The 17,131-nt window shown below is 55.8% G+C and carries 19 protein-coding genes and 1 tRNA gene; 19 read left to right on the forward strand and 1 reads right to left on the reverse strand.

Features of this window, described 5'->3' with window-relative positions; genetic code table 11:
- Positions 1 to 298 (forward strand): LptF/LptG family permease (locus tag G113_RS11900; protein WP_005902371.1); only part of this gene is annotated, 298 nt, incomplete at its 5' end.
- Between the two features lie 64 nt (positions 299 to 362).
- Here the strand turns inward: G113_RS11900 and G113_RS11905 are convergent.
- Entirely contained in the window at positions 363 to 884 is a 522-nt protein-coding gene (locus tag G113_RS11905) for an RDD family protein (RefSeq protein WP_005902373.1), read from the reverse strand.
- A gap of 143 nt (positions 885 to 1,027) precedes the next feature.
- Between G113_RS11905 and G113_RS11910 the strand changes: the two genes are divergently transcribed.
- From G113_RS11910 to G113_RS11980, 18 genes are all read left to right on the forward strand, one after another.
- A tRNA-Leu gene (locus tag G113_RS11910) sits at positions 1,028 to 1,112 on the forward strand.
- A 260-nt stretch (positions 1,113 to 1,372) separates the two neighbouring features.
- Complete coding sequence (locus G113_RS11915; protein WP_005902375.1) at positions 1,373 to 2,581, forward strand: tyrosine-type recombinase/integrase; 1,209 nt, start codon at positions 1,373 to 1,375, stop codon at positions 2,579 to 2,581.
- Positions 2,582 to 2,652: 71 nt separating this feature from the next.
- Entirely contained in the window at positions 2,653 to 2,934 is a 282-nt protein-coding gene (locus G113_RS21790; protein WP_236611762.1) for a hypothetical protein, read from the forward strand.
- Positions 2,924 to 3,034, forward strand: a complete 111-nt coding sequence (locus G113_RS21795) for a helix-turn-helix transcriptional regulator (RefSeq protein WP_234677507.1) — start codon at positions 2,924 to 2,926, stop codon at positions 3,032 to 3,034. The genes G113_RS21790 and G113_RS21795 overlap by 11 nt, the downstream gene beginning before the upstream one ends.
- Before the next feature lie 10 nt (positions 3,035 to 3,044).
- The gene (locus G113_RS11925; RefSeq protein WP_005902377.1) at positions 3,045 to 3,458 is read left to right on the forward strand and encodes a hypothetical protein; all 414 of its coding nucleotides are present in this window, start codon (positions 3,045 to 3,047) and stop codon (positions 3,456 to 3,458) included.
- A gap of 14 nt (positions 3,459 to 3,472) precedes the next feature.
- On the forward strand, positions 3,473 to 4,252 hold the full coding sequence (locus tag G113_RS11930) for a phage repressor protein (protein ID WP_005902378.1): 780 nt from the start codon (positions 3,473 to 3,475) through the stop codon (positions 4,250 to 4,252).
- A complete protein-coding gene (locus G113_RS21990) occupies positions 4,249 to 4,791 on the forward strand; it encodes an ash family protein (protein WP_005902380.1) in 543 nt (180 codons plus the stop codon). Before G113_RS11930 ends, G113_RS21990 begins: the two co-directional genes overlap by 4 nt.
- Positions 4,788 to 4,946, forward strand: a complete 159-nt coding sequence (locus G113_RS21350; RefSeq protein WP_158619519.1) for a hypothetical protein — start codon at positions 4,788 to 4,790, stop codon at positions 4,944 to 4,946. The genes G113_RS21990 and G113_RS21350 overlap by 4 nt, the downstream gene beginning before the upstream one ends.
- Entirely contained in the window at positions 4,943 to 5,203 is a 261-nt protein-coding gene (locus tag G113_RS11940) for a hypothetical protein (protein WP_005902381.1), read from the forward strand. The genes G113_RS21350 and G113_RS11940 overlap by 4 nt, the downstream gene beginning before the upstream one ends.
- Positions 5,196 to 5,354: a hypothetical protein gene (locus G113_RS21355; RefSeq protein WP_161618913.1), complete on the forward strand. Its 159-nt coding sequence runs from the start codon at positions 5,196 to 5,198 to the stop codon at positions 5,352 to 5,354. Before G113_RS11940 ends, G113_RS21355 begins: the two co-directional genes overlap by 8 nt.
- On the forward strand, positions 5,347 to 5,703 hold the full coding sequence (locus G113_RS11945; RefSeq protein ID WP_005902382.1) for a hypothetical protein: 357 nt from the start codon (positions 5,347 to 5,349) through the stop codon (positions 5,701 to 5,703). The genes G113_RS21355 and G113_RS11945 overlap by 8 nt, the downstream gene beginning before the upstream one ends.
- A 32-nt stretch (positions 5,704 to 5,735) precedes the next feature.
- Positions 5,736 to 6,104, forward strand: a complete 369-nt coding sequence (locus tag G113_RS11950) for a hypothetical protein (protein ID WP_005902383.1) — start codon at positions 5,736 to 5,738, stop codon at positions 6,102 to 6,104.
- Positions 6,101 to 8,560, forward strand: a complete 2,460-nt coding sequence (locus G113_RS11955) for a primase-helicase zinc-binding domain-containing protein (RefSeq protein ID WP_169510554.1) — start codon at positions 6,101 to 6,103, stop codon at positions 8,558 to 8,560. The genes G113_RS11950 and G113_RS11955 overlap by 4 nt, the downstream gene beginning before the upstream one ends.
- Positions 8,561 to 9,171: 611 nt before the next feature.
- The gene (locus G113_RS11960) at positions 9,172 to 9,762 is read left to right on the forward strand and encodes a hypothetical protein (RefSeq protein WP_005902387.1); all 591 of its coding nucleotides are present in this window, start codon (positions 9,172 to 9,174) and stop codon (positions 9,760 to 9,762) included.
- A gap of 307 nt (positions 9,763 to 10,069) precedes the next feature.
- Positions 10,070 to 10,969: a restriction endonuclease gene (locus G113_RS11965; RefSeq protein ID WP_269077638.1), complete on the forward strand. Its 900-nt coding sequence runs from the start codon at positions 10,070 to 10,072 to the stop codon at positions 10,967 to 10,969.
- Positions 10,970 to 10,983: 14 nt separating this feature from the next.
- Positions 10,984 to 12,588: a class I SAM-dependent DNA methyltransferase gene (locus tag G113_RS11970; protein WP_005902391.1), complete on the forward strand. Its 1,605-nt coding sequence runs from the start codon at positions 10,984 to 10,986 to the stop codon at positions 12,586 to 12,588.
- The gene (locus tag G113_RS11975) at positions 12,578 to 13,990 is read left to right on the forward strand and encodes a restriction endonuclease subunit S (RefSeq protein WP_083940385.1); all 1,413 of its coding nucleotides are present in this window, start codon (positions 12,578 to 12,580) and stop codon (positions 13,988 to 13,990) included. The genes G113_RS11970 and G113_RS11975 overlap by 11 nt, the downstream gene beginning before the upstream one ends.
- 100 nt (positions 13,991 to 14,090) lie before the next feature.
- Positions 14,091 to 17,131 (forward strand): type I restriction endonuclease subunit R (locus G113_RS11980; RefSeq protein ID WP_005902395.1); only part of this gene is annotated, 3,041 nt, incomplete at its 3' end.

Below are 17,131 nucleotides of genomic sequence, written 5' to 3' on the forward strand. Positions count from 1 at the left end.
TGCCAACAAACAGGACGCGGGGCGCTCAAAACTGGAGCTATGGCGCAAGCTGCTGGCGCCGCTGTCGGTAGTCGCCATGATACTGCTCGCTTCCTCTTTCATCTTCGGGCCGCTGCGCTCGGTGAGCATGGGGGCACGCATGCTGATGGGGATCATGACCGGCTTCGTGGTCTATGTGAGTGACCGCGTGTTTGGTCCGGTCAGTCTGGTCTATGCGGTGCCACCCATTATCGCGGCCGTTGCGCCCAGTCTGCTGTTTGGCGGCATATCCCTCTATATCCTCAGTCGGAGACGCTAATGGAGTCATAGTGGCTAGAGACAAGAAAGGGCACCGGCGGTGCCCTTTCTTCATCTCCCCATTCCTATTTATTGAGCATGTTCAGGTTCTCTTGCTTGCTCAGTACTATCACCTCGCACTCAGCCCAGATGTCCTGGAATGCCTTGGGACGCTGGCGATCGAACAGGCACATCAGATTGCCGAGTCCAAAGGCTGCCGTGGCCAGCCGAATGATGGCCTGGGTGATGCGAATATTGCTGCCGTCCACATTCTGAATGCGCAGTCGCCAGGCGCGCATGCCAATGGTCTGGCCGGCCCGGGTCCAGAACCAGATATAAAAGCCAAAGATCACCAGCGCCAGCCAGGCACTGTAGAGCGGGCCGGTCAGCAGCCAGCTGACATCTTTCCCTTCGGGAAGGGTCACCAGACCGGTCACAAGCAGCAGTTGGGCAATGCCCATGCCGATGAAGCCAGCGATCACCAGCAGCGAGATAACCACCAGGTAGTCATAGAGCAGGGCTCCGAGGCGGCGCAGTAGCCCGGCGGAAGGGTGCGAATGAACAGGGGGTGTGACCTGGGAAGGTTGGACTGTCTTGCGCTTGGCCATGGGTAGGTTTCCATTAAAAAGTTGAGGGCATTCTAAGTAACTGGGCAATCAACGGCAAGGCGTTGAATAAATGAGCAAACGAGAGGTCGTGCGCGAAAAACCCCTTGCATGCCGAAGCGCCATTCGTATAATCCCTCGCAGTTGCCCGGGTGGCGAAATCGGTAGACGCAGCGGATTCAAAATCCGCCGTTGAAAGACGTGTCGGTTCGAGTCCGACCCCGGGCACCATATTACAGTTTCATGCCGTATCACGGCAGACCAGAAACCCGCATAGCGTAAGGCTTGCGGGTTTTTTGTTGTCTCTTGTCGTATCATAAAGCCTCATGACATCCCCCCATTTCTGGGGGTATCTCTGGGGGTACAGTCCCTAGAAGGGGTAAAAAGTACCCCCACAGCTCGCTATCCCTTGCCATTCCTGGCCTGTGGAGTTGCGGCTTATACCCCCAGCGTCTGTCACGTACCCCCAAGTTAAAACGGGAGATACCCCCATGCCGCTATCCGATACCGCTGCCCGACAAGCCAAGTTCAATGGCAAACAGCAGAAGCTGTCTGATGAAAAGGGCCTGTTCTTGCTGGTCACTTCGTCCGGAAAATACTGGCGCCTCAAGTTCCGCTTCGGTGGCAAAGAGAAGGTGCTGGCTCTGGGGGTCTACCCAGAGGTTTCTCTGAAAGAGGCAAGAGTTAAGCGTGAGGATGCCCGCAGGCAATTGGCGGAAGGTATCGACCCCAGCCTTGCTCGTAAGCAGAGCAAGGTTGCCAGCCGGCTTGCCAGCGAGCACAACTTTGAGGCTATAGCCAGAGAGTGGCACCAGAGCCAGTTAGCTATCTGGAGTCCAGGTCATGCCAAGAGGGTGATCGAGTCCCTGGAGGTGGATGCCTTTCCAGACTTGGGGCTGGTGCCAGTTTCTGAGCTGACAGCTCCCATCATGTTGGATGCTCTGCGCAAGGTAGAGGCAAGGGGAGCCACCGAGACCGCTGGACGGGTACTGCAGCGGATCAGTTCAATCATGCGTTATGCCATCCAGACAGGGCGGGCAAGCTACAACCCGGCCCAGGATTTGAAGGGGGCTCTCAGGGCCACCAAGCAGGAACATCGGCCGGCACTGCCACGGGCTGAATTGCCGGAATTTTACCGACGCTTGGCTGCTGAGCCGTTGAACCCCGCAACCCGTCTAGCCTTCCATCTGCTGATGTTGACTATGACTCGCCCTGGTGAGGTTCGTTTTGCTCGCTGGGATGAGTTCGACATCGAGCGAGCCGAATGGCGCATCCCGGCTGAGCGGATGAAGATGCGGGCTCCCCATATCGTACCGCTATCCCGACAGGCTCTTGCTGTGCTTGAGGAGCTGCGCCAGGTATCAGGGCATTGTGAGCTGCTGTTCCCGAGTGAGCGTAAGCTGACCGACCCCATGAGTGAGAACACGCTGAGTTATGCCATGGGACGAATGGGCTACAAGGGGATTGCCACCCCACACGGCTTTCGGGCTTTGGCATCCACCACCCTCAACGAGGAAGGCTTTGATCCGGATGTCATTGAGCGTCAGCTTGCCCATGCTGAGCGTAACAAGGTGCGGGCGGCCTACCATCGAGCGGAGTACCTGGACGACCGGCGCAAGCTCTTGCAGTGGCTGGCTGATTTCTATGAATCGCAACAGGGTGGCAATGTTCGCCCGGTGAACTTTCACAGAGCAGGGTAAGCGGTAGGAGGGGGCGGGACGTTAAGCGACCGCTTGACTCGCTATCACTCCAGCGTTAGGATTTCCCCATCATGGCCCATTCTTTCGAGATTGGGCCTTTTTCATATCCAAACCCGGCCATCGTGCCGGTTTTTTGCGTTGGAGAATCCGAAGTCAAAATCAGCGTCATTCATCATCAACAACTGCTTTATCCCTTTCAAGCCCGACCACTGTGTCGGGCTTTTTCATTTCAGGAGAACTCACATGGCAATACCGGAAACAGGGTTTATTCGAGAGGCACAACTGGTTACCACGGCAAACAAGGTGGGCCCGTTACCGTTCAGCAAGTCAACGCTGTGGAGGATGGTTGGTGAAGGCAAGTTCCCTAAGCCAATCAAGCTGGGAGTCCGGGTCACAGCCTGGCGCTGTGAAGAGGTTCACGAGTGGATCAACGCTCAAGGTCAAGCAGCGTAAGGAGGGAAAGATGCAAAACGAAAAAAGCCGTACCGCGAACTGCACGACCCAGCTTGAGCAGGGTCAGCGTATCACCAAGTACGAATTGGTCGCCACCCACCTGCTGGAGCAGGGAGCCCAGGGCGTCAGCGCCTTGTCTGGCCTGGCTGGGCTCCATGACCTCAACTTGCGCAACAGCATAGGCCTGCTCCGTCGAAACCATGGGGTAGCTATCACTGATGCGTTCTTTGAGCACCAGCATAGCGGCGGCGGGACTACTCGTTTCAAGCGCTATTGGCTGGCTGACCGTGATCAAGCCCATAAGCTGGTGACTCTGATCAACCACTGGCGACACCAGAGGCAGGCCGCACCACTGGCAGATAACTACGTTGCCATTCTGTGCGCCCGCACGCCGGCAGCGGTCCCCCTTCCTCCCGCCGCTTAACCCCGAGGTATTCCATGCAAAAACATTATGGGCTCATTGCCCAGGGCGAAGCCTTGCCCAAAAACAGCCATCCCTTGTCTACATTGCTGCCCATCCATCAGCACGAGGTCGGCGGTAAATGGATCCAGGTCGTCCACGCCCGAGAGCTTCACGCCTTCCTCAAGGTGGGCCGTGACTTCTCCACATGGGTACAAGAGCGGATCCGGGAGTATCGCTTTTTCGAGGGGCTGGATTACACCGTTGTCGAAACTTTGAGCTCCCCCATTTCGGGGAGCACAAAAGCACGCCCGCAGCGGGTGAAGGAATACCATCTTGCGCTCAACATGGCCAAAGAGCTGGCAATGGTCGAGCGCAACGACGAAGGCCGGCAGGCTCGCCACTACTTCATCGACTGTGAGCGTCGCCTATCCATCGTTGCTCCCGAGCAACAAGCTGTCGCGGTGGCTCATTGGCAGGCTCAGCGGGAGGTGACCAAGGACTACCATGGGTTGATGTGCCGTGCTCTGCAGCAGACCCGTATCAGCGCAGGTAAGGAGACCAAGGCTCACCACTACAGCAACGAACTGAACATGCTTAACCGGTTGGTGCTAGGGGTGGATGCCAAGCATTGGGCCGAGTTGCATGGTGGTTGCAGGGAAGTGCGTCAGCACATGGATTCTCATCAGCTTGAACAGATCGCCTATCTTGAGCGCAGCAACGCAACCCTAATTGACGCCGGGATGCCATTTACCGAGCGCAAAGCGCGTCTCTCCAGCATGCTGGCGGCACATGTAGATAGGGAGGGGTGGGCATGAATCACCTTCCTCTCTTGTCCCACAACGTCCAACAGGGTACGATTCTCCACGCAACGGCAAAATCCGTTGCCGAGATTGGCGTCTCGGAATTAAAGTTGGAGCCGACCCACGCCCCTATTGCGTGGTTTTTTGTCGGTACTCGTTCCTCATTCCTTGGGGCGCTGTTGGCCTACTTTGCTGACAGCCCCTGCAGCGTTATGGCGGTTCGGGTGAGGGCCTCGAAAGGGGCGCTGGGTTCCTTCTTTACCAGTTACGCCAACCTCGTCCGGGCTGCCACCAGTTGGAGATTGGCGTCTTCCTGTGGCAGTAACAAACTGCTAAAGAAGGAGGCTGCCATCATGGCTACTGTCCCCACCCCAGCTTTACCCAAAATATTCACCTTCCTGATCCAGCGCCCCCGCGCCTGCCGCTTGGCAGAGCTTCGTCGTATCCGCACTATCGCCATCATCGCCAACACCGAGGCCCAAGCCCGCGCCAACTTGCCGGGCTTGTCACTGGTGTTCATGTCCCGCACCCCGAGCAAGGGGGTGGCAGCATGACCAAGTTCACCCCATCCCGTCTGGAGTCCCTGCTCGAGCAGTTTGCCAACGTTCTGGAACAAACCGATTTATGCCGCCAGGAGCGGGCTCAGTTCCACGCTTTGCTCGATGCCCTGCGTATTGAGGTTGGGCTCTGCCAGGAGGTGCTGGCATGACCTACTTCGCATGGGCCAATGGCAGCGAGCCGGCCAGCTTCATCGGCCCTACTCATCCACGTACTGGGAAACGGTCACAACAAGGCAGCCTGAGTGCCTTCATGTGTCGAAGGGACCGGGATCGTTTCCTTGCCCAAACCAAAGGCGCCGCGGTGGCTGTCACCGCTAAAGAGGCTCGAGAACTGAAAGCCGGTTTAGATGATCGGGCGTTCAAGGAGCTGGTTGTTGTTCTGCTAGGAGGTGCCCGCCATGAGTAATCGACTGATCCACACCCTGAATGGCCGCATGTGGCGCGAGCTATCACGCAATCCACTGCGCCCTGCGGTGCTGCGAGAGCTGTTCAAGCGGCTGACCAAGGCCCAAAAACAACCAGGCGAGAGCAATGCAACAGGGGGTTGCCATGACTGATATAAACAAGCTGGTGGAGCAACTGGCCCAAGCCTATCTGTCTGAGCGAGGCTCAGAGTTTACCCACCTGGATGTACGCCTCCCCCTGGCATTGGACACGCTAATACTCGCAATTCAAAACAACATTGTTGCCGCTCACCTGGAAAACGCTGGGGAGCAACAAGGGCGGGCGGATGCCCTGCTGATGCTGCGGCACATGGTGGTTAATGGTGTGCTCAGTCCGTTGGGGGCTCTGGTGATGGACCAGATGAACTGCGCCTTCTGCGCCGATGTTCGGCAGATGCTGAATGAGGGCAAGGATCCCATGGTTGAGCTGGCAAGCGAGAGCAAGCGGAGGGCGATGCAATGACAATCCCAACTGCAACCAAAGGTACGGTTGATATGACCGTCCCCGAGCTGGCCCAACGGGTAGCTGATGGTTACCGATCTACTTGTGGCGATACATTCCAAGACCGGGGGGTGGCGATGCCCCTCAACCATGCCGAGTTTCCCGCGTCCATTGCGGCATTCGTGAGGGAGTTGCACAAGGTGAGTGCCGACGATGTTGGTGGAGAACAAATGGCAGCCCTGATGCTACAGGGCATGCTGACCGGCGATGGAAGCAGACTCCTCCCTTCGGGGCTGGGATTGGTCGATGCTCTCCTCTACTCCATCGTGGATGAGATCCATCGGGTGATGAAGGATATTGCCGATACCGGCAGCCCTGCGGCACTGGCAATGCTTCTTCGGATAGGGGAATTCAAGTCATGACAACTGCAATGAAGAGAGCAAATCGCCCCCATTACGTGTCTGACGTTGTCACTGCTGCCTGTGGCCACTGGCCTGATCTGTTAGCTGCAGTGGGCATTGAAACCCCACCCCGCGGTAAGCATGGCCCATGCCCTGTCTGTGGCGGCAAGGACCGCTTTCGGATGGATAACAAAGCCGGGCGTGGTACCTGGATTTGTAGCCATTGTGACCCACAGGCCGGCGATGGATTGGATCTGGTGTGCCGAGTGACAAACAAGAGTGCCAAGGAGGCCGCCGAGCTGATCGCCCCGCTGGTAGGTCTGTCTGCTGGTAATCTGGATCCTGCTGAACGAGAGCGCATCTATCAGCAACAACAAGCCAAGGCCGGAGCCGAGCGCAAGCGGGCCCAGCAACAGCGGCAGAAGGCCATCCTCCGTGCCGGGGCCATTATGGCTGACTGCGATCAGGGCAATGCTTCCTACCTGGCCAGCAAGGGCTTGGGCGCACTTCTGGGGGCTGTAAATCGAACCTTAATCCGCGAGGGAGGCGAAAGCTTCCCCCCGGCGAGCCTGGTTGTTCCCCTATTCAACGAGATGGGCGAGTTGATGAACGTTCAGCTCATTCGTGATGACGGTACCAAGCGCTATCTGGCTGGTGGGCAGAAGGCTGCAGCTTTCCATCGCATTGAGGGCGGTGAGCTGGTGGCCGTGGTGGAGGGCTACGCAACCGGGTTATCTGTTCATCTGGCGAGCGGTGCTACCGTCTATTGCGCCATGGATTGTGGCAACTTGCAGGCGGTGGCTGCCATTGTCCGTCGCCACCATCCAGACGCCCAGATCCTGCTCTGTGGCGACAATGATGCCCACACCCAGGGAAATCCCGGTAAGACCAAAGCAGAGCAAGCTGCCACCGCGGTAGGCGGTCTGGTGGCACTGCCGCCAGCAGCAGGAGATTGGAACGACTACCACCAGGCGCACGGGCTCACATCAACGAAGGGAGCCATTATGAGCGCCAGCAGTACACCGACTACCCACCATCCGAGCTGTGAACTGGTTATTCAGAATGTGAGTACCCTTAGTGAGGTGATCCCGCTCCAACGGGGACATGAGTCGTCAGCCCCCATGATCGACAAAATGAGCGCCAGTCAACGGGCCGCTTTGCTGATCGATCGGCTGGGAGAAGTCGCTATCAACATCGAGTCAGAGCGGGTCTACCGATACAGCGGCAGTCTGTGGGAACCTCTGACCGATACCGAGCTGCGCCGCCAGATGGCTGTCCTCTTCACCGAGCAGGGGGCGCCGTTTAGCGAAAAGGGGATCGCTGCTGCCGTTGCTACCATGAAACTGATCATCCCAGTGATGGGGCAACCATCCCAAGACCTAATCGGCTTTGCCAACGGTGTCTATGACATGGCTACCCGTGGCTTTCGGCAACACTCTCCTACCGATGGCCTGTTGAACCACAACGGGATCCACTATGGTGCGCCGCAACAAGGCGAAACCGTCGAACGAGATGCCCCTAGCTTTATGCGCTGGCTGGGTCATGCGACCGGCCAGGACGTTGCCAAGATGGAACGGATCAAGGCAGCGTTGTTTATGGTGCTGGCTAATCGCTTCGACTGGCAGCTATTCCTTGAAGTGACGGGCGAAGGCGGCAGCGGTAAGAGCGTGTTTGCCAATATCGCTGCTCTGTTGGCGGGTGGTCCACGTAATACCGGGTCCGGCAATATGGCTGCGCTGGACCACGCCCGAGGTCGAGCCCAGTTCGTAGACAAGCGGCTTATCCTATTGCCAGATCAGCCCAAGTACATCGGTGATGGGAGTGGCATTAAGGCGATCACTGGCGGGGATATGGTCGAGATTGATGGCAAGTATGAGAAGCAGTTTGCGGCGGTGCTACGAGCGGTAGTGTTGGCGACCAACAACGAGCCGATGGTGATCACCGAGCGCAACGGGGGCGTGTCGCGACGCCGGGTGATCTTCACCTTTGACCGGGTGGTTGCCGAAGCTGACAAGGACCCCGCTATTGGAGTCAAGATTGCCGCTGAGCTGCCGGTAGTGATCCGTCATTTGTTGGCCATCTTTGCCGATCCAGAGCAGGCCCGCCTCCGACTGTTGGAGCAACGCAACTCTGAGGATGCTCTGAACATCAAGCGGGCAACAGATCCGGTGATCGACCTGTGTGCCATGCTGACCTTTCTGGACAAGCCGGAGGGGCTATTTATGGGCGGTAACCCCAGCGTGAAGCATGAGCCCCGGCGTTACCTCTATCACCTCTACCTGGCTTACCTGGACTACCACGGCTTGGGTCGTCCGTTGTCAGTGCAGAAATTCAGCCAGGCGGTAAAGAGTGCGACTAAAGAATTTGGTCGGGAGTACAAAACGCGCAAAGTGAAAGGCTATGCCCAAACCAATGCCGCACCGACTGATGCCGCAGAGGTGTTCATGCCTCAGGCTGCCCATGTTGATGAAGGATGATGCCAACCAGAATTAACTCCAGGAGACGCTCGGTGCGGCTCTTTTTTTATCCCTTTTCCCAACACGTAGGACTTTTTGAAAAGTCTCTCTACCTTGTCTACCCAGAGCGTTGAAAGCCTTGCTACACAAGAGATACAGAGGGGTAGACAGTAATTATTTACTCTCTACCCACTGTCTACCTTCTCTACCTCATTGAATTGTTTCATATTTGTTTGTGGTCCGATGAGTTGGTGGCGGTGCAGGGGGAGAGAGCAGGGTGATTAGGTAGGGAGTGGGTAGGGAGTGAAAAAACACTCTCTACCCGCTCTAGGCCTTGCTGCTATTGGGTTACACCGTTTTGGTAGAGAGGTAGACAGTCACCCCCTAAAACTTTTCACCGGGGGGTACACCAGCGAGTGATGCGTCGCCTTGTTTCATAAATGTAAATAATGCGACTAATGCAATAGGGGGTTGCCTTGAGATTGACCAACGAACAACGAGAGCAGGTGCTTGAACTACGCCGCCAGCACTCAATGAGGGAGGTGGCCGAAATAGCAGGCCTACCATTGGGGACCGTGAAGGCCATCATCAGTCGGTCTGGACTGTTCGCCGATAACCCAAGGCATCGGGCTATGTTCACCCTGCCTCCATGGCAAAGCAGGGAAACCCTGCCGGCGGTACCGGATCTGCCACCCCAGCAGGTGGTGACCGGGGATAAAGAGATCGATGCTCTGCTCTGGCTACGCCAGGTGATTGAAACCGGTGATCCGGTTCGTATTGAGCAAGCCAAGGAGGCGGCAGGACGGATAACCACCCCACTCGATGAACTGGAGAGGCGCTATGGCAGATGGCTGGTGGTCAGTGCCGGGCATGTCATGGCTGGCCTTGGTAGCATCGGCTTTGCCAATCTTGATGGCCTGGCTGAGCGCACCATCAAACGACGAGCCAGGGAGGGCGAGGCGATCGGGCGCTTTGGGGATCAGCTGTGGTATGACACGCCGGCAGAGGTATTTTGTCTGGAGGCCCTGCGCACGGTTGAGCGGGTGGAATGGGACTACCCGCCGGAACAGGTAGCCGATCGGTTCAAGGCTATACCCGAGTTGATGCCACACACCTTGAGCGATTGTCTTCACGAGCTGGCCTACTGGAATGACCTTCACTACTTGCGAAAGGCCTGTGATACCAGTGGCGAGTACGAGCACCGCATGGAGTCCTCTGCCTGAGACTGGTTCATCTTCGGCCTGCTGGCAGAGCTACGGCCGCGGACCCGGGAAGAGGCCAAGAATGCGTTTCGCTACCTGATGACTAGCGATCGCCAAGACATGCCAGAAGCGGAGCAGATCCTGGAGAACCTCGTCAGTTAACCCCAGCGAATCTTCCAGAGTGTCATATCGTATCAAGGCGTCTTTATTCGTAGCCTTTATGAGTCCTGGATCAACCACATATGACCGATTTTATGAGATGATCTGGACCATACCGTTTCGCACACCACCTTTGCCCATGACCGACCCGATACCCAGTTATGAAAGCATGATGCCCATTGTGCTCGCAGCGCTTCAAGATGATGCCCCGCACCCATTACGCCAGGTGTATGAAGCTGTCTGCGCACATTACGCTTTTACACCGGAACAACTCACCCAAGCCCTGCCCAGTGGCCGTCAAACCACAGTGAGATCGCGGGTCGGCTGGGCCAAGACCTACTTGGTGAAGGCCGGGCTCATTGCTCAGCCCAAGCGGGGTATCTGTGTGATCACGGCCCGCGGCAAAGCTGCTTTGGCATCTGGTCAACCTATCGACAATCGCTACCTCAGTCAGTTCGGGGAGTTTGTTGCATTCACACTGGCCTCCAGTGAAAGCAGCACGACAGCATCTGAAGCTGTTCATCAGCCGATCGTGATCCCTTCACAGCAAACCCCTCAGGAGCAGATAGAGCAGGCGCTAGCTTCCCTCAACCGCTCCCTGGCAGATGAGCTGCTGGCTGAGGTGCTGGCCCTGTCCCCCCGCTTCTTTGAGCAGCTGGTGGTCGATCTGATGGTGGCCATGGGCTATGGCGGCAGTGGGCAGGAGGCGGGGCAAACCACCCGCTCCAGCAGTGATGGCGGTATCGACGGCATCATCAAGGAAGACAAGCTGGGGCTCGACTCCATCTACCTGCAAGCCAAGCGCTACACCGACAGGACGGTGGGCAGTCCAGAGGTCCAGTCCTTCGCCGGGGCACTCGACCGCTACAAAGCCCGGAAAGGGGTCTTTATCACCACGTCTGGCTTTAGCCGCGAGGCGCAAGAATATGTGGGGGAGATTGAGAAGCGCATCGTGCTGATCGACGGTACTCGTCTCACCGCTCTGATGATTGAACACAACGTGGGTGTCTCCACCCGTCAGGTCTTCGCCATCAAGGCGCTGGACTCCGATTATTTTTTAGAAGAATAAGAGAACACAGATACATGGCTAAATCGCCCGCCAAGAAAGCTAGCAAAGGCTTTGAAGAAACCCTCTGGGATACCGCTAACCAGCTGCGTGGCAGCGTGGAATCATCCGAATACAAGCATGTGGTGCTGAGTCTGGTGTTCCTGAAGTTTATCAGCGACAAGTTCGAGGCCAAGCGCGCACAGCTGCTCGCCAACGGCCAAGAGGCCTTTGTCGATATGGATGTGTTCTACCAGCAAGACAACGTGTTCTTCCTGCCCGAAGAGGCCCGCTGGTCCTATATCTGCGCCCGCGCCAAGCAGGATGATATCGCCGTTATTATCGATACGGCCCTCTCGACCATCGAGAAGCGCAACGCCTCACTGGCCAATGCCCTGCCCGATAACTACTTCTCCCGCCTGGGGCTGGACTCGACCAAGCTCGCCTCCCTCATCGACAGCATCGAGAACATCGACACCCTGGCCAATGAATGCGATCTGACCGAAGAGGATCTGGTAGGCCGGGTCTACGAATACTTCCTCGGCAAGTTTGCCGCCAGTGAAGGCAAGGGGGGTGGCGAGTTCTATACCCCCAAAGCCGTGGTCACCCTGCTGGCCGAGATGCTTGAACCCTATCAGGGCAAGATCTATGACCCCTGCTGTGGATCGGGCGGTATGTTCGTCCAGTCCCTCAAGTTTGTTGAAAGCCATCAGGGCAAGAGCAAAGATATCGCCATCTATGGCCAAGAAAATACCTCCACCACCTACAAGCTGGCCAAGATGAACCTTGCAGTCCGCGGGCTTACTGGCAATCTGGGGGATCTTGCGACCGATACTTTTCATAAGGATCAGCATCCCGATCTCAAGGCCGACTTCATCATGGCCAACCCTCCTTTCAACCAGAAGGATTGGCGAGGTGAAGCCCAGCTCACCAACGACCCGCGCTTTGCCGGTTTCCGTACCCCGCCCACTGGCAATGCCAACTACGGCTGGATACTCCATATGCTCTCCAAGCTCTCCGAGGATGGCATCGCGGGCTTTGTACTGGCCAACGGCTCGATGAACTCCAACACCAGCGGTGAAGGGGAGATCCGCCAAAAGCTGATCGAAGATGACCGCATCGAATGCATGATCGCCCTGCCGGGCCAGCTGTTCTACACCACCCAGATCCCGGTTTGCCTGTGGTTTATCAGCAAGAGCAAGCAGGCCAGCCTCAAATATGGCTACCGCGATCGCCGTGGCGAGACCCTGTTTATCGATGCCCGTAACCTCGGCACCATGATCAGCCGCACCCAGAAAGAGCTGACGACTGATGATATCGCAACCATCGCCGACACCTTCCACGCTTGGCGCAGTGACGAGGGTGAACTCAAGCGCCGGATTGAAGCCAAAGAGATCAGTGTCGAGCAGTATCAAGACCAAGCCGGTTTCTGCAAGGCAGCCACCCTAGATGAGATAAAGGCCAACGACTATGTATTGACCCCGGGCCGCTATGTGGGGGCTGCCGATATTGAAGATGATGGCATCGCCTTTGAAACCAAGATGCAGAAGTTGACCCAGACCCTCTATCGCCAGCTGGATCAGGCTGCTGTGCTGGATCAGGCGATCCGCACCAATATGGAGGCGCTGGGTTATGGGGAGTAATTGGAAAACTACGAAACTGATTGAGCATTACGATATTCGTTCAGGGTTATCCAAACCGGCAAAAGACTTTGGTTCTGGCTATCCGTTCCTGACGTTCAAAGATATTTTTTATAATTATTTTGTGCCAGATGTATTAGGTGATTTAGTTCAGTCTAACGAAAAAGAACGAGAAACAGGTTCAGTTAAGCGCGGCGATGTATTTCTGACTCGTACCAGTGAGACTATGCATGAGTTAGGGATGAGCTGTGTTGCGCTCAAAGATTACGAAAACTCAACCTTTAATGGGTTTTGTAAGCGACTTCGTCCATATGATAATAGCGAATTAATTCCAGAATATGTAGGATATTATCTACGCAGCTCTAAATTCCGACAAGACATGCTCGCATTTTCAACAATGTCAACTCGAGCAAGTCTTAATAATGAAATGATTGGACGTCTCGATATCTCTTATCCGTCAAAGGGTGAGCAGATTAAGATAGCAACAATTTTAAAGACCCTAGATAACAAAATCACCCTCAACCGCCAAATCAACCAGACCTTGGAGCAGATGGCTCAGGCGCTGTTTAAGTCATGGTTTGTGGACTTCGACCCGGTGGTCGATAACGCGCTGGATGCGGGCTTCTTTGAGCAAGAATTGCCCTTCTCTGACGAGCTACTACGCCGTGCCGAGACCCGTAGAGCAGTGCGTGAACACGATGGCTTCAAGCCGCTGCCAGACGCTATCCGCCAACTGTTCCCCGCCACCTTTGAGGAGTGCGCAGAGCCTTCTCTTGGCCTCGGCGGCTGGGTGCCGAAGGGATGGATAGCTGGAGCGTTGGGTGATGTTCTTTCATTGAGAAATGAGCGCACCAAGCCTTCAGCTGAAACTAAAAATCTTCCATACGTACCAGTTGAGTGTATTGGTACCAAAGAACCTTTTCTTTCAGAATTCAAATCAGGTGATGAGGCTATGAGTAGCCTCATATTGTTTAAAAAAGGGGATATTCTCTTTGGAGCCATGCGACCATACTTTCACAAAGTATGTATTGCTCCGTTTGATGGTGTTACTCGTTCAACAGTCTTTACTCTTACAGCTAGAGATACTGAATCTCGTTATTTTTCATTATTCCAAGCGTATCAGGAGTCAACTATTGAATATGCAACACTCCATTCTGAAGGCTCAACAATTCCATATGCAAAATGGCGAGGTTCACTTGAGCGTCAACCTACTATTTTACCGACAATCCAATTGCAACGATTGTTTCATGAGAAAATAAAGTTGTTTATTGAGTGGGGTGGCTCAAATAACGAGCAATCCAAAACGCTCTCCAAACTACGCGATACTCTCTTACCCAAGCTGATCTCCGGCGAACTGCGCCTCGATAATATTGAGACTGACCTTACCAAGGTAGAGGTGGCCTGATCCGGTGGGCAGCGCAGCTATTACTGCGCCGCCCTTGCGCCATCGCTGGTGCGCCCATCGTTAACGAACGCTATTTGAACGAACAGAAGAAGCCATTGCCATGAGCCATATTTTCACGGAAGCAAAGCTGGAACAGGCCATCATCACCCTGCTGGGCCATCACCTTAACTCAGCTGGCCAGCCCTGTTACCCTCACTATGTTGGCAGTGATGTGCCACGCAAGGATAACAGTGAGGTGCTGATCGCCGATGACCTGCGCAACTACCTTGCCCGCCAATATAAGGCCGATGGCATTACCGAGGGGGAGATTGCGACCATTCTGCACCAGTTGCAGACCCTGCCTGCCAGTGACCTGTACCAGAGCAATAAAACCTTCTGCCATTGGCTCAGTAATGGCTTCTTGCTCAAGCGCGAAGACCGGGATCAGAAAGACCTCTATATCGAGTTGATGAACACCCAAGCCTTGCCCGGTCAGCTGGCCAGCATGTTTGTGGGGCAAGAGGAGGTAACTGCAGAGGCCGACCACAATATCTACCGGGTGGTGAATCAGCTGGAGATTGAGGGGCAAACCCGGGATGGCGGGCTACAGACCCGCATCCCCGATGCCATCCTCTACGTCAATGGCCTGCCGCTGGTGGTGTTCGAGTTTAAATCAGCGGTGCGCGGTGAAGAGGCCACCACCTATGACGCCTGGCGCCAGCTCTGCGTGCGCTACCGGCGCGATATCCCCAAGCTGTTCGTCTATAACGCCCTGTGTATCGTCAGTGATGGGGTGAACAACAAGATGGGCAACCTGTTTGCCCCCTACGAGTTTTACTATGCCTGGCGCAAGGTGACCGGTAACGAGTCTACCGAGCAGGAGGGTATCAACGGTCTCTACACCCTGATCCAGGGGCTGTTTCACCCGGTACGGCTGCTCGATGTGGTGAAGAACTTCGTCTTCTTCCCTGACACATCCAAGAGTGAAACCAAGATCTGCTGCCGCTATCCGCAGTATTACGCGGCCCGCAAGCTCTACTACAACATCAAAAAAGAGCGCAAGCAGCTGGTTAGCCGCCCTGACAGCACCGGGGTGATGGTGGTAGAAAATCACGGGGGTAGCGGTAAGGGTGGCACCTACTTTGGCGCCACCGGCTGTGGCAAGAGCTACACCATGCAGTTTTTGGCGCGCCTCTTGATGAAGAGCATCGACTTTGCCAGCCCGACGATCATCCTGATTACCGACCGCACCGATCTTGATGAGCAGCTATCCAAGCAGTTCTGCAGCGCCACCGCCTTTATCGGTGATGCGGTGATTGAGCCGGTCACCAGCCGTCAGGATCTGCGTGACAAGCTGGCTGGCCGTGCCAGTGGCGGGGTATTCCTCACCACCATTCACAAGTTCACCGAAGATATCCAGAAGCTCTCCGATCGCAGCAATATCATCTGTATCTCTGATGAGGCTCACCGCAGCCAGATCAACCTCGATCTGAAGCTCACCTTCGACCAAGAGAAGGGCACAATCAAGAAGACCTATGGCTTCGCCAAGTACCTGCACGACTCGTTGCCCAATGCCACCTATGTGGGCTTTACCGGTACCCCCATCGACGCCACTCTGGATGTGTTCGGACCCACCATCGACAGCTACACCATGACCGAGTCGGTCAACGACCAGATCACGGTACGCATCGTTTATGAAGGGCGCGCCGCCAAGGTGGTACTTGATAACCGCAAGCTGGAAGAGATCGAGCAGTACTACCAGGAGTGCGAAGCGCAGGGGGCCAGCGAGCACCAGATTGAAGAGAGCAAGAAGACCACGGCAAGCATGAACTCGATCTTGGGCGACCCGGATCGCATCGAGGCGCTGGCCAAGGATTTCGCCAAGCATTACGAGCAACGGGTGGCGGAAGGCTCGACCGTCAAAGGCAAGGCGATGTTTGTCTGCGCCAGCCGCGAGATTGCCTATGCCTTCTATCAGAGCCTCAAACTGAAACGCCCCGAGTGGTTCGAGCCCAAACTAGCCAGCGATGGCGTCTCCCTCACTGAGCAGGAGGCCAAGGTGCTGATACGCCTGCCCCAGGTCAATATGGTGATGACCCGTGGCCAGGATGATGACTCGGTGATGTACGAGCTGCTCGGCACCAAGGAGTATCGCCGGGAGCTGGACAAGCAGTTCAAGAACCCCAAATCCAATTTCAAGGTCGCCATCGTGGTGGACATGTGGCTGACTGGCTTTGATGTGCCAGAGCTCGATACCATCTACATCGACAAGCCGCTGCAAAAGCACAACCTGATCCAGACCATCTCCCGGGTCAACCGCCGCTTTGAAGGCAAAGAGAAGGGGCTGGTTGTCGATTACATCGGGATCAAAAGCCGGATGAACATGGCGCTGGCCATGTACTCGAAGGCGGACAAGTCAAACTTTGAGGATGTTCAGCAGTCGTTGATCGAGGTGCGCAATCACCTGCATCTGCTTGGCCAGGTGTTCCATACCTTCGATAGTCGTGATTACTTCTCTGGCACGCCGACCCTGCAGCTCGATTGCCTCAACCGCGCCGCCGAGTTTGCCCTGCAGACCAAGAAGATTGAGTTGCGCTTTATGGGCCTGGTGAAACGGCTCAAGGCGGCCTATGACGTGTGCGTGGGCAGTGAAGAGATTGGTCAAGAGGAGCGCGAGCTGATCCACTTCTATCTGGCGGTGCGCTCCATCGTCTACAAGCTCACCAAGGGGGATGCGCCGGATACCGCACAGATGAACCAGAAGGTGCGGGAGATGATTGCCGAGGCCCTCAAGGCTGAGGGGGTGGAGGAAATATTCACCCTGGGTGAGGACAAGGCAGAGACCATCGATATCTTTGATGACGAGTACATGGCCCGCATCGGCAAGATCAAGCTGCCCAACACCCGGATGCAACTGCTGCAAAAGATGCTGGCCAAGGCCATCAGCGACTTTCAAAAGGTGAACCAGCTACAGGGGATCAACTTCTCCAAACGCTTCCAGGCACTGGTGGAACAGTACAACCAGCGTAAAGAGAATGACGTGCTCAACGGTGAAGAGTTCGATGCCTTCACCCAACAGATGGCCGACATGATCTACGACATCAAGTCCGAGATGATGTCGTTCGCCGATATCGGCATCGACATGGAGGAGAAAGCGTTCCT

Source organism: Aeromonas molluscorum 848 (assembly GCF_000388115.1).
GTDB lineage: Bacteria > Pseudomonadota > Gammaproteobacteria > Enterobacterales > Aeromonadaceae > Aeromonas > Aeromonas molluscorum.

Coding starts and splice junctions, on each gene's coding strand:
- G113_RS11905 (WP_005902373.1), bottom strand. CDS start 884: ATGGCCAAGCGCAAGACAGTCCAACCTTCCCAGGTCACACCCCCTGTT.
- G113_RS11915 (WP_005902375.1), top strand. CDS start 1,373: ATGCCGCTATCCGATACCGCTGCCCGACAAGCCAAGTTCAATGGCAAA.
- G113_RS21790 (WP_236611762.1), top strand. CDS start 2,653: ATGGCCCATTCTTTCGAGATTGGGCCTTTTTCATATCCAAACCCGGCC.
- G113_RS21795 (WP_234677507.1), top strand. CDS start 2,924: ATGGTTGGTGAAGGCAAGTTCCCTAAGCCAATCAAGCTGGGAGTCCGG.
- G113_RS11925 (WP_005902377.1), top strand. CDS start 3,045: ATGCAAAACGAAAAAAGCCGTACCGCGAACTGCACGACCCAGCTTGAG.
- G113_RS11930 (WP_005902378.1), top strand. CDS start 3,473: ATGCAAAAACATTATGGGCTCATTGCCCAGGGCGAAGCCTTGCCCAAA.
- G113_RS21990 (WP_005902380.1), top strand. CDS start 4,249: ATGAATCACCTTCCTCTCTTGTCCCACAACGTCCAACAGGGTACGATT.
- G113_RS21350 (WP_158619519.1), top strand. CDS start 4,788: ATGACCAAGTTCACCCCATCCCGTCTGGAGTCCCTGCTCGAGCAGTTT.
- G113_RS11940 (WP_005902381.1), top strand. CDS start 4,943: ATGACCTACTTCGCATGGGCCAATGGCAGCGAGCCGGCCAGCTTCATC.
- G113_RS21355 (WP_161618913.1), top strand. CDS start 5,196: ATGAGTAATCGACTGATCCACACCCTGAATGGCCGCATGTGGCGCGAG.
- G113_RS11945 (WP_005902382.1), top strand. CDS start 5,347: ATGACTGATATAAACAAGCTGGTGGAGCAACTGGCCCAAGCCTATCTG.
- G113_RS11950 (WP_005902383.1), top strand. CDS start 5,736: ATGACCGTCCCCGAGCTGGCCCAACGGGTAGCTGATGGTTACCGATCT.
- G113_RS11955 (WP_169510554.1), top strand. CDS start 6,101: ATGACAACTGCAATGAAGAGAGCAAATCGCCCCCATTACGTGTCTGAC.
- G113_RS11960 (WP_005902387.1), top strand. CDS start 9,172: ATGTTCACCCTGCCTCCATGGCAAAGCAGGGAAACCCTGCCGGCGGTA.
- G113_RS11965 (WP_269077638.1), top strand. CDS start 10,070: ATGATGCCCATTGTGCTCGCAGCGCTTCAAGATGATGCCCCGCACCCA.
- G113_RS11970 (WP_005902391.1), top strand. CDS start 10,984: ATGGCTAAATCGCCCGCCAAGAAAGCTAGCAAAGGCTTTGAAGAAACC.
- G113_RS11975 (WP_083940385.1), top strand. CDS start 12,578: ATGGGGAGTAATTGGAAAACTACGAAACTGATTGAGCATTACGATATT.